Raw genomic sequence first — 13234 nt, 5'->3', positions numbered from 1 at the left:
GTTGCGACATAACGTCATGTCATTTTAATTATAAAATGACAATTCCATTCTATTGTGTAAGTGAGATAGTGAGGATTTTCGTATTCACCTCGCATCGGATAAGAAAAGGTTCCTATCTCACACTTTTTTTATAAAGGCGACTGTAATGCACATAGATGAAAAAGAAGATTGTTTATAAAAAAGGCGTAATGCAATGATAATGTGTATTACGGTATCTATATGAATCATTATAACGTGTGTAAATAAATTTTTCGGGATTTTATCATAAATAAAAAAGCGAATTGTTTCTTTAACTAGAAACAACTCGCTTTTTTTTATCCTATTATTTATAAGTAGTAAAAGATTTAAGGAGAAAACAAAGATGCGAGGCGGGAGGAGAGCTGCCCGCCTGAAAAATAATGAAGGCTAATCATTCGTGATGGATGATGCATTGATTTATCCCGCTATTTTAGGGCAGTAAGACTCCCACCTCAAGATTCAGAGAGAAGCAAGGAAGATAGGTGGGAGATTAACTGCCCGTAACAGCCCGATTGGTGAGGGCTAATAATCAGTGGGGGATGAAGAAAACCCCCACTGATTAAAGTTTCACTTTATATAATCAATAGAAGGATTGTAATTTATATGATAAACCATGGAAGAATGGCTAAGCTTGAAGTGACAATTACGGTGCCACAAATTAAAAAAATACGATATGTTGTTTGTTTCATTCTGCATACTCCTCTAATTATGGATTGAAATCATATGGCAATTGGTCTATTGTTCGTATCATTGCTACCTATTTTTGATTCTCATTTTATATTTTTAGTATAGCGAATTGGTTTGGAAAGAACGATCGATAAAGATGACGTAAACATTACATTGTTGTAAGAAAAAAGCATCTTTTATGAAACAAAGATGCTTTGAAAGAGGTTGTGACAATTCCATGTTGATAACTAAAAATAACGCCTGAAAAAATTATTTTTTTGAAGATACATAACCTTCAATTCGCACTGGATGTGTATAAATATTGCAAGAGTTATTACGAATAAAGCCGACAACAGTAATTCCTAAATCATGTGCAAGTTGTAATGCCAATTTTGTTGGAGCAGATTTAGAAAGGATGATTTCACAACCGATTTTAGAAACTTTTAATAAGATTTCAGATGAAATTCGGCCGCTAAATGCAATGATTTTTCCTGTGACGGGTATATCATGACGTAAACAATAGCCATATATTTTATCTAATGCGTTATGTCTGCCAATATCCATTCTTGATAAAATGAGGCTATTTCGATCACATAAGGCTGTATTATGAACGCCGCCGGTTTGTTGGAATGTAGTGGAAGACTTTTGTAAGGCAGTCATTAAATAAAAGCATTCTTCAGGAGTGAGTGTGATATGTACATCATGTAATTTTTTTGCTTTGGCTGCATCATTAACAAAAACAAAGCCTTGTCTACTTTTTCCACAGCAAGAGGTAACATATCTTTTATTATATAAAGATTGGTAAAGTGGATTCATTTGTTTTGCTTTTACATGAACGATTCCTTGATCTTTCTGAATCCATAGCTCTTCAATATGTTGGTAAGAAGAAATAATACCTTCCGAAATTAAAAAGCCTACTACCATGTCTTCGATATAATTTGGAGTGCATACTACAGTAACATATTCTTCGCCGTTTAATTTAATTGTGATAGGAGTCTCTGTAACAATTTCATCATGTTTTTCAGAGAACATGCCATCTTGATAATGCACCATGTTATATGTTTCTTGGACAGGACCCATATTCTTTTCCCCTTTGTATGTATTTTTTCTTATTTATCATCAAATATTGAACTACTACCTACATTATAAGATTATTTTGGTTATTATTGTATATTTACGATATAATAGAGCTGTAGAATAGTGTCATTTTAACTTTCGGATTATATGTGAATAGCACCATAGAATTGACCATCTTAGATAGGACGTAAGGTATTTCAAAATATGTATAACAACGCAAATTTGAAAGCGGATTCATATTTGTGTTGTGTAGTGAGTTGTAAGGAGAGGGGAAATTATGGCTGAACAGACAGTTCGTGTAACTATTGATGGGCAAGAGTTTGTTTCAACGGATGAAAAAACGATACTACAATTATTTAACGAAAGTAATTTAGAGCATCCACAAATTTGTCATGTGCCAGAAGTAGATCCAATTCAAACTTGTGACACATGTATTGTTGAGGTAGATGGAAAATTAATGCGTGCTTGTTCTACAAAAGTGGAAGATGGGATGCGTATTGAAAGAAAATCAGCACGTGCTAAAACAGCGCAAACGGAAGCGATGGATCGCATATTAGAGAACCATTTATTATATTGTACAGTTTGTGATAACAATAATGGGAATTGTAAGATTCATAATACGGTACATATGATGGGAATTGAAGAACAGAAATATCCATATAAGCCGAAAGTCAGCCCAAGCGAAGTGGATATGTCGCATCCATTTTATCGTTATGACCCAAACCAATGTATTGCATGTGGTCAATGTGTAGAAGTATGCCAAAACTTGCAAGTGAATGAAACATTATCTATTGATTGGAGTTTAGATCGCCCGCGCGTAATCTGGGATAACGGTGTAAGCATTAATGACTCATCTTGTGTAAGTTGTGGTCAATGTGTAACAGTTTGTCCTTGTAATGCATTAATGGAAAAAACGATGCTCGGAGAAGCTGGATTTATGACAGGGCTTAAGCCGGATGTACTAGATCCAATGATTGATTTTGTGAAAGATGTAGAACCAGGATATAGTAGTATTTTAGCAGTTTCAGAAGTGGAATCTGCGATGCGGAAAACGAAGATTCATAAGACGAAAACAGTTTGTACATTTTGTGGCGTTGGTTGCTCATTTGAAGTATGGACGAAAGACCGTCAAATTTTAAAAGTACAACCTGTATCAGACGCGCCAGTAAACGGAATTTCCACATGTGTGAAAGGAAAATTTGGCTGGGACTTTATCAATAGTGAAGACCGCATTACAAAACCGTTAATTCGTCAAGGAGATACGTTTGTTGAAGCTTCGTGGGAAGAGGCTTTAGAAGTCGTTGCATCCAATATGCAACGCATAAAATCTGAATATGGAAGCGATGCATTTGGGTTTATTTCTTCTTCCAAAGTAACAAATGAAGAAAACTATTTAATGCAAAAATTAGCTCGGCAAATATATGGAACAAATAACGTAGATAACTGCTCCCGTTATTGTCAATCACCGGCAACAGACGGTTTATTTAAAACAGTTGGTATGGGAGGAGACTCTGGTACAATAAAAGATATTGCTGAAGCTGGACTTGTTATTATTGTAGGAGCAAATCCAACAGAAGGTCATCCTGTACTGGCGACACGCGTGAAACGTGCTCATAAATTGCACGAACAAAAGCTTATTGTAGCAGATCTTCGGAAACATGAGATGGCAGAACGGGCTGATTTGTTTGTTCATCCGCGCCAAGGAACCGATTATGTATGGCTTGCTGGCGTAACAAAATATATCATTGATCAAGGGTGGCATGATCAATCATTCATAAATGAAAATGTAAAGAATTTTGATGCATATAGCAAAATGTTAGAGAAGTATACGCTTGATTATACGGAGGAAATTACAGGGATTTCTAAGGATACATTAAAAGATATTGCACGTATGGTCTATGAAGCAGATGGAACTTGCGTACTTTGGGGCATGGGAGTTACACAAAATACAGGAGGAAGTACAACATCAGCAGCGATTTCTAACTTGCTTCTTGTAACAGGTAACTATCGTCGTCCTGGTGGAGGTGCATACCCATTGCGCGGGCATAATAACGTACAAGGCGCTTGCGACATGGCAACATTACCAAACTGGCTTCCGGGATATCAAGCAGTATCAGATGATGCGCTTCGTGCGAAATTTGAAAAAGCATATGGAACTACGATTCCGAAAGAGCCAGGATTGAATAATATTGCGATGCTTGCTGCTGCAGAAGAAGGCAAACTACGTGGTATGTATGTAATGGGAGAAGAAATGGCATTGGTGGATTCGAATGCGAATCACGTACAACATATTTTAGCAAATCTTGATTTCCTTGTTGTACAAGATATGTTTTTATCCAAAACAGCTCGCTTTGCCGATGTCATTTTACCAGCAGCACCAAGCTTAGAAAAAGAAGGAACATTTACGAATACGGAGCGCCGCATTCAAAGATTGTATGAAGTAATGCCGCCGCTCGGTGATTCTAAGCCTGATTGGTGGATCTTACAAAAAGTAGCACGCGCTCTTGGTGGCGATTGGAATTATGAGAGTCCAAGTGAAATTATGGATGAAATTGCATCGCTTGCACCACTTTATTCACAAGCAACATATGATCGTCTAGAAGGATGGAATAGCTTATGTTGGGGAAGCCATGACGGTAAAGATACACCGCTATTATATGTGGATGGCTTTCATTTTCCTGATAAAAAAGCTCGCCTATCACTAGATGAATGGGTGCCGCCAGTTGAAGCACCAGAAGACTATGATTTATTATTAAATAATGGTCGTGTATTAGAACATTTCCATGAAGGAAATATGACGAAAAAATCAGCTGGAATTCTATCAAAAATTTCTGAAGTGTTTGTAGAGATTTCGCCGGAACTTGCTCAAGAACGAAATGTAAAAGATGGTGGTCTTGTTGAGCTTACCTCACCATTTGGCAAAATTAAAGTGCAGGCACTTATTACAGATCGCGTTACTGGTAATGAGTTATATTTACCAATGCATGCAACAGTGAATGAAGAAGCCATTAATATTTTAACAGGTACGGCAACCGATATTTATACATGTACACCAGCTTATAAACAAACAAGGGTGAAAATGCGCGTACTACGCGAAAAAGGAAATCGTCCACTCCCTGCTTCAAACCCAAGAAATAAAAAACGTCATCCGCAAAATGGTGTTGAAATCCAGAAAAAATGGCAAAGAAAACAATACGTATCACTTGTGGATCAAAATTAGGGGGCGAAGAAAGTGGCAAAAGAAATTACTGTGATTCAAAAGAAAGTTGTAACAGAGGAAGAAAAGAAACAACAGTTAGCAGATGAGCTCTTCACACAATTAGAAGAAAATCGTGAGGCGGTTGAAGAAACGATGCAATTGCTAGCTAGTTTGCAGCAAGCTGGTATTTTAGATGCAGCCATTAGTCTGCTTGCCGCCAAAGAAGACGTTTCGAAAATTGCAATCGAACAATTAAATCGTGAACCAGTAAAAAACGCATTAAATAATATGATGGGAGCGGGGGAAGCATTATCTTCAGCAGACCCAGAATTGACAAAACAAATCACTTCCAGTTTAGTTACAGGACTACAATTTGCAACAGATGAATTAAAAAAAGGAAAGAAAACAAAAGTAATGGACTTTTTTAAAGTGCTCAAGGATCCAGACATTAATAGAGCGATTACATTTGGATTTAGCTTTCTGAAGGCATTTGGACAAGGATTAGATAAGAAATAAAGAAGAAAAGGAGTGATGGAAAAAGCCATCACTCCTTTTTAAAACGAATAAGTACGTTTGCGTTCGTTAGAATATATGATTAGTATAGAAAAGATGGACTTCTGCTAAGAGATATGGAATCCATTTCAAACATCATTTTTAGAATTTGGAGGACTTTATGTTACACCGAAAAAGGCTATCTATACCAGGGGTCATGAAACATTCCTTTCAAACGGTACAATTTGCTTTTTGGAATGTGTTGGCTTTTCAACTCATTTATAAATTATTAGCTGCGATTGTTTTTATACCGCTATTTGGTATGGTTTTTAATAAATTATTATACTGGGGTGGTTATGCAAATGCTACAAATGATGAATTATTAGCATTTTTGAAAACACCATATGGAATATTAGCTGTTGTTATTTTATCAATATTGGCGCTGTTTCTTATCTTTACAGAGTTTGCCGTACTTATTATTCTTTCATATTTTGCACATAAACGTCAGAAAGTGAAATTGCGCCCGGTTTTATATAAGACGGTAACGTATTTACCTTCTCTTTTCACGTATTGCTTACCAGGATTTATTTTGTATGCTGTTGTATTGTTACCTCTATTCGGGCTCGGGTATCAGTCTGCACTTATCCCAGACATTCAAATTCCAAACTTTATAACAGGGGAACTATTTAAAACGACGATGGGACAAGTTGGGTACTACGCTTTCTTTGTTATCGTCGCTTATATGAATCTTCGCTGGATATTTGTGTTGCCTATTATGGTATTAGAAAAGAAGTCGTTTCGAATTGCTGCACGTAAAAGTGCAAATTTAGTAAGAGTAAATTTCTTGAAAGTATTGTTCTTTTTAATAGGCTTTTTAGGATCGATAGGAATTGTATTTTTGCTATTTGCGGGAATATATTTTTTATCGATATGGGGAATATATGAATTCACAAATCCAAAAGGGACATTTGCTTTATTAGCTGAATCAACTTTGTCAGTATTTTTAACGAGTGCGTTATATTTATTTAGTTTTATTATGACGCCATTTTATATTATGGCATTGACTAAATTTTATTTGCAGAAAGTTCCAGTAGAAGATGTTCTGCTAGAAGAAGGATTAGATTATTCAAAAGCAAAAGCTGAAAAATGCTTTTTTAAAAAACATCGCTTCAAATTCATTGGTGTATATATTGCTGGTGTGCTTACATTAGGAATGGTCGTTGCTTTCATTGTCACTTTTATTTCTAATACTTATAGAGAACCAATTATTATGGCACATCGTGGTTATATTTCAAAGGGTGTAGAAAACACAAGAGAAGCTATACAAGGTGCGATTGATGCAAAGGCAGATTATGCTGAAATTGATGTGTTGCAAACGAAGGATGGTCAATTAGCGGTCATACACGATTTGAAATTAAAACGTCTTGCGAATGAGAATGTACAAGTTGCTGATTTAACAATGGATGAACTTCGTAAGCTAACCTTAAGGCAAGATGGGTTTACAGGGGAAATTAGTACGTTAGATGAGATTATAAAGCTTGCAAAAAATAAGATAAAGCTCAATATAGAAGTAAAGTTACATGGAAATGAAAAAGACTTTGTGAAAAAAGTACTACAAACAATCAAAGATAATGAGTTTGAAAAACAATGTGTCATTCAAACGTTACATTATCCTCTTATTCAAGAGTTTAAGCGTGAAAATCCAGATATAAAAGTAGGGTATATTTTATATGCAAGTAGAGCGAATTTAAAATATGTACAAGCTGATTTTTATGTCGCGGAAGAATATATGGTAAATAAACAGATCGTAAAATCAGCAAGGAAATTAAATAAACCAATCTACGTTTGGACTGTAAATGATATGGAGAATTTAAAGAAATATTATAAGTTGAATGTAGATGGAATTATTACAGATTATCCCATAGATGTACAAGAAACGATTAAGATGTTGAAAGAGCAAGAAGAAAATGAAAATGATATGATCGATAAAGTTATTGAAACAACGGAAGATTTATTTTCTAAGTTGTTTTAATCTATACAAGCTTCCAAACAAAAATGGTAATTCAAAAAGAAATTACCATTTTTGTTTGGAAAGCAATAATGAAGATTTATCATCCATATTTAAAAAACATTTACATGAATCATTATATAGTATTATAATGATTTGCAAAAGTCTTTATATAGTGTGTGGAGACTGTTTTTTTGAATCTTGCTATATAAGAAGGAAATGGAGGTCATACTAATTATATCCATTAATTAATATAAATAAATGTTAGGAGAGGGAAAAGAGATGGGTAAAATTAAAAATTTAAAAGTTTCATCCAAATTATCACTTATTATTGTCATTTCTACTATTTCAATGTTTATTATTGGAATCATTGGATATTCACAAATGGATAAAATGAATAAACATATAGATGAAATTTACAATAATAGTATGTTATCTGTACAAACAATGGATAATATTGAATCGAATTTTCATGTGCAAGATGCTTACTTGTTAGAGTTTGTAATGACAAATGATGAGGAAAAACATAATAAACTAAACGAGAAATTACAGAAGAATATTCAAGATAATGAAAAGATGATGAAACTTTATGAACAGACGAAGAAGACATCTGATGAACAAAAGGCTTATGAAGCGTTTAAGTCAGATTTAACTGTATATGCTAAAAAAGTTGATGAAATCGTTACATTAGGCTTAGAAAATAGAAATGAAGATGCACACGTAAAACATGCAGAGGAGCTTCTTCCTCTAAAAAAAAGCGTTACAGAAAATTTAAAGCGTGTGGGACAAATTAATGAGAAGATGGCACAACAAGCATATGAAGTAACGCAACAATCTGCAAAACATACGCTTACAACATTTGTTTTAGTAATCTTGTTAACGATTATTGCGTTAGTGATCTTAGGTTATATTGTTGCTCAAATGATTACAAGACCTATTCAAAGCTTGGAGATTGAAATAGGAAAGGCTGCAAAAGGAGATCTAACAGCTAGAGCAAAATATAAATCTAAAGATGAGATTGGTCATATATCTGAGTCATTTAATGAAACAATGCGGAGTTTAAGTGAGATATTAGGAGTGGTGAAACAAACGGTATATCGTGCAGGTAATTCCACTGATTCTATGTTATTAGATATAAAAAACGTTTCAGAGACAGCGACTGAAGTAAGAAATACTATGGAAAAGATTAATAGACATCTGGAATTACAGGATAATGGAATCCAAGAAAATGCAGCTGCCATGAATGATATGGCAATAGGTGTGCAGCAAGTATCGGAATCAGCAGCAGCAGTTAGCGAACTAGCGATAAAAATGAATGAGGATGCAAACGCAGGTAAAGAGATTGTAAACCAATCTATTGTACAAATGGGAGAAATTCATGATGTTGTAAAACGAAGTTTGCATACTGTTCAAGGGTTGGAAGTGCGTACTCAAAATATTGACAAAGCAATAGAAGCCATTGCTTATATTGCTGAACAGACGAATTTATTAGCTTTAAATGCAAGTATTGAAGCAGCAAGAGCGGGAGAACATGGTAGAGGCTTTGCAATTGTAGCCGATGAAGTACGCAAACTTGCTGAGCAATCTAAAGATTCAACAATAGAGATTAATCGCTTACTGAAAGAAATTGAAATGGATGTAAAGAATTTTGCGAAAGAAATGCAAATAGGACAGCAAGAAACAGTAAAAGGTATGAGTGCAATCGAAACAACGAGTCAGACGTTCGATAATATTGTAACGCATATTAATGGAGTCGCAACTCAAATACAAGAAGTATCCTCTTCAACAGAAGAAATGTCTGCTGGTATTGAGGAAGTAAGCGTTTCTTTCTCAGATATTTCGTCTACTTCCCAAACAATTACACAAGAAAATATAAAAGTATTTGAAGTGACAAATAATCAGGCTAACTCGGCGTCAGAAGTAGAAGGGAAATCATTACAAACGATTAAAATAATGAATCAATTACAAAAACAAATTTCACAATTTAAAACAAAAGAAGAATAAGTGGCACAACTCAAAAACTGTTGGTGAGAAATCATAATGGTTTTTGGTTGAAAAGAATAGATCTCTAAAATATTACAGTGTTTAGAAAATGTATACGTATGCAATTTTCATTAATTTTTCACATTGTTATATTATTGTCAAATAATAAGAGGTGAATCTCTGTATAATCAAAGTAGAATGATAGATAGCGGAAAAACCCCTTTATTTCTTATGACATAAAGTTCTATATATTTACACTATTTCAAATATATAAACTTTTTCATTTTCTGTATGTTAGCGTTTTCATCAATTTGAAATTATGCTAGAATAAGGACATAAGTTATTAATTATTAAAAAAAGAAAAAAGAATTTCTTTTTTCTGTTAATTATAAGGGGGCATTTCATTATGCGTATTGGGGTACCAACAGAAATTAAAAACAACGAAAACCGTGTAGCAATGACACCAGCTGGTGTTGTACACTTAGTTCGTAACAATCACGAAGTATTCATTCAAAAGGGTGCTGGTTTAGGATCTGGTTTTACAGATGCTGAATATGTTGAAGCAGGAGCGAAAATGGTTGAAACAGCTGAAGAAGCTTGGAACCAAGATATGGTTATGAAAGTTAAAGAACCGATTGAAAGTGAATATAAATATTTTAGAGAAGGTTTAATTTTATTCACATATTTACATTTAGCTCCAGAACCAGAATTAACAAAAGCTTTAATCGAAAATAAAGTGGTTTCTATTGCTTATGAAACAGTACAATTAGAAAACCGCTCTTTACCATTACTTGCACCTATGAGTGAAGTAGCAGGTCGTATGTCTGCACAAATCGGTGCACAGTTCCTTGAGAAAACAAAAGGCGGCAAAGGTATTTTACTTGCAGGCGTTCCAGGAGTAAAACGTGGTAAAGTAACAATTATCGGTGGTGGACAAGCTGGTACAAATGCTGCTAAAATTGCAGTTGGACTAGGTGCGGATGTAACAATCATCGACTTAAGTGCAGAACGTCTTCGTCAGTTAGATGACATTTTCGGAAATCAAGTAAAAACTTTAATGTCTAATCCTTACAATATTGCACAAGCTGTAAAAGAATCTGATCTTGTAATCGGTGCAGTATTAATTCCAGGTGCAAAAGCGCCAAAACTTGTAACAGAAGAAATGATTCAATCAATGGAACCTGGTTCTGTTGTTGTTGATATCGCGATTGACCAAGGTGGTATTTTCGAAACAACGGATCGCATTACAACTCATGATAACCCAACTTACGAAAAACATGGCGTTGTTCATTATGCAGTTGCAAACATGCCAGGTGCGGTTCCACGTACATCAACTCTTGCATTAACAAACGTAACAGTACCATATGCGGTACAAATTGCGAACAAAGGTTATAAAGAAGCTTGCTTAGGTAACACTGCATTATTAAAAGGTATTAACACATTAGACGGCTATGTAACATTCGAAGCAGTTGCAGAAGCTCACGGTGTAGAATACAAAGGTGCAAAAGAGTTATTAGAAGCAGAAGCAGTATCTTGTTAACAAAAGCATTATACAAAATAATAATCGAACAATATTTCATACAACATGATAAGAGCTAAGAGTGAAGACCTCTTAGCTCTTATTAGCAAAAGGGGGCATACATCGTGGCCAACCTATTTAAAAAGAAATCCGTTACGCAATTGTTAGGGGAAAGTAAAAGTAAAACTTTAACGAAAACACTAGGGGCATTTGACCTAACGATGCTGGGGATTGGTGCGATAATTGGTACAGGAGTACTTGTATTAACTGGATTAGTAGCAGCAAGAGATGCTGGTCCAGCCGTTATTTTTTCATTTATGATTGCGGCCGTTGTTTGTGGATTCGCAGCATTATGTTATGCAGAAGTTGCTTCGTCCCTTCCTGTTTCAGGTAGTGTATACACATATTCGTATGCGACGATTGGTGAATTTATTGCCCACTTAATGGGCTGGACATTGCTATCAGTATATGTAGTAACAACTGCTGCGGTAGCTGGTGGCTGGACAGGTTACTTCCATAACTTAATAAGTGGATTTGGATTAGAAATTCCAAAGGAACTGTTAACGATTCCAGCGCAAGGCGGTATCGTGAATTTGCCAGCGGTGGTTATCACTTTAATACTGACTTGGTTATTATCGCGTGGTACAAAGGAAAGTAAACGTGTAAATAACGCAATGGTGTTAATTAAAATTGGTATTGTTGTTCTATTTATTGCTGTTGGTGTATTTTACGTAAAACCAGAAAATTGGGTACCGTTTGCACCATATGGTTTAAGTGGAATCTTTGCCGGGGGAGCAGCAGTATTCTTTGCTTTCTTAGGATTTGATGCATTAGCAACTTCAGCAGAAGAAGTGAAAAATCCACAACGTGACCTTCCAATTGGTATTATTGCCTCACTAATCATTTGTACAATCATTTATGTTGCAGTTTGTCTCGTTATGACGGGTATGGTTTCTTATAAGGAATTAGATGTACCAGAAGCGATGGCTTATGTATTAGAAGTTGTAGGACAAGACAAAGTGGCAGGTGTAATCGCAGTTGGAGCTGTAATTGGGATTATGGCTGTAATTTTCGCTTACATTTATGCGACAACACGCGTATTCTTTGCAATGAGCCGTGACGGTTTATTGCCAGAATCTTTTGCGAAAATCAACAAAAAGACAGAGGCACCAACATTTTCGACTTGGTTAACAGGAATTGGTAGTGCTTTAATCGCTGGATTTATCGATTTGAAAGAATTGTCAAACTTAGCGAATATTGGAGCATTATTGACATTTGCGATGGTAGGTGTATCAGTTATCATCCTTCGTAAAACACATCCGAAATTAGAGCGTGGATTTAAGGTACCGCTTGTACCGATTTTACCGATCATTTCAGTTGTATGTTGTTTATTCTTAATGGTTAACTTGCCGTTAACAACATGGATGTATTTCGGAGTATGGTTAGCAATTGGAATTGTTGTATACTTTGTATATTCGAAAAAACATAGTCATTTAAAAGAAGATGGAAGTTCGCAAGATAGTTTAGAAAAAGCTAACTAAAGGGATATAAAACATGTAAGCCTTGAGCGTCTAGGGAGCGCTCAAGGCTTTTTCTTTTAATCTCAGCGATTCGGATTTTAAGATTTGCTCCATGAATTGGAGATGCTGTGAAAGTAAAATGAATGAAGAGGATGGGATGTATGAAATCGTACATCTTTTTTGTATGAGGGATATAACGAATGTGGAAAATAAGAGATATTTTTTAAATATGAACAAAATGTTCGAAAAATTGTTATGGATTTTATTGACATATATGAACAACTGCTCATATAATAAAAGTATCAAATATATGAATAGTTGTTCATATGTTCAAATAAAGAGGTGAGCTATAATGGCTGAAAATAAAGTAGAAACATGTCAGGATACATGTTCTCAAACAATTATCCATGAAGAAGTTGTAGATCAAGTAAAACAAACAATTCCAAATGATGAAAGTTTAAGCAAAGTAGCAGAATTATTTAAAGTGTTAGGTGATCGTACACGTACGCGAATTTTGCATGCGTTATTTGAAGCGGAGATGTGTGTATGTGATTTAGCTTATTTACTCGGCATGACACAATCCTCTATTTCTCATCAACTTCGTGTATTGAAACAAGCAAAACTTGTGAAAAACCGTAAAGAAGGAAAGGTTGTCTACTATTCATTAGCTGACCACCATGTAATCGGTATTTTTGAACAAGCATTCGAACACGTAAACGAGGAAGACTAAATAGAAAAGCACAAGGAGGGAG

7 protein-coding genes and 2 pseudogenes are annotated in these 13234 nt (G+C 35.0%); 8 read left to right on the top strand and 1 reads right to left on the bottom strand.

Going from position 1 to position 13234, the window contains the following annotated elements; all coding sequences use genetic code 11:
• Window positions 1–954 precede the first annotated feature (954 nt).
• Window positions 955–1764, bottom strand: coding sequence for a formate dehydrogenase accessory sulfurtransferase FdhD (gene fdhD, locus MR058_RS16585; protein WP_242145019.1), 810 nt, complete (start codon window positions 1762–1764; stop codon window positions 955–957).
• 274 nt (window positions 1765–2038) lie between these two features.
• Between fdhD and fdhF the strand changes: the two genes are divergently transcribed.
• The 8 genes and pseudogenes from fdhF to MR058_RS16550 all read left to right on the top strand — a co-directional run bounded on the left by fdhF (window position 2039) and on the right by MR058_RS16550 (window position 13212).
• A complete protein-coding gene (fdhF, locus tag MR058_RS16580) occupies window positions 2039–4981 on the top strand; it encodes a formate dehydrogenase subunit alpha (RefSeq protein WP_242145018.1) in 2943 nt (980 codons plus the stop codon).
• Between the two features lie 12 nt (window positions 4982–4993).
• Window positions 4994–5476, top strand: coding sequence for a helical membrane plugin domain-containing protein (locus MR058_RS16575; RefSeq protein ID WP_242145017.1), 483 nt, complete (start codon window positions 4994–4996; stop codon window positions 5474–5476).
• Window positions 5477–5633: 157 nt separating this feature from the next.
• On the top strand, window positions 5634–7484 hold the full coding sequence (locus MR058_RS16570) for a glycerophosphoryl diester phosphodiesterase membrane domain-containing protein (RefSeq protein WP_242145016.1): 1851 nt from the start codon (window positions 5634–5636) through the stop codon (window positions 7482–7484).
• A 237-nt stretch (window positions 7485–7721) separates the two neighbouring features.
• A pseudogene (locus MR058_RS23880) lies at window positions 7722–8513 on the top strand (MCP four helix bundle domain-containing protein); the annotation flags it as partial.
• Window positions 8511–9312 (top strand): annotated as a pseudogene (locus MR058_RS23875) (methyl-accepting chemotaxis protein); the annotation flags it as partial. The pseudogenes MR058_RS23880 and MR058_RS23875, both read left to right, overlap by 3 nt.
• Before the next feature lie 537 nt (window positions 9313–9849).
• Window positions 9850–10983 (top strand): alanine dehydrogenase, encoded by a 1134-nt coding sequence (gene ald / locus MR058_RS16560; protein WP_242145014.1) that lies wholly within the window; start codon window positions 9850–9852, stop codon window positions 10981–10983.
• Window positions 10984–11087: 104 nt separating this feature from the next.
• Entirely contained in the window at window positions 11088–12503 is a 1416-nt protein-coding gene (locus tag MR058_RS16555; RefSeq protein WP_242145013.1) for an amino acid permease, read from the top strand.
• 331 nt (window positions 12504–12834) lie between these two features.
• Window positions 12835–13212, top strand: a complete 378-nt coding sequence (locus MR058_RS16550; RefSeq protein ID WP_011983620.1) for an ArsR/SmtB family transcription factor — start codon at window positions 12835–12837, stop codon at window positions 13210–13212.
• The last annotated feature ends 22 nt before the right edge of the window (window positions 13213–13234 follow it).

The organism is Bacillus cereus group sp. BfR-BA-01430, assembly GCF_022663115.1.
Taxonomy (GTDB): domain Bacteria; phylum Bacillota; class Bacilli; order Bacillales; family Bacillaceae_G; genus Bacillus_A; species Bacillus_A cereus_BD.
Note: the sequence above shows the minus strand (reverse complement) of the source record. Positions and strands in the feature narration are given on the sequence as shown.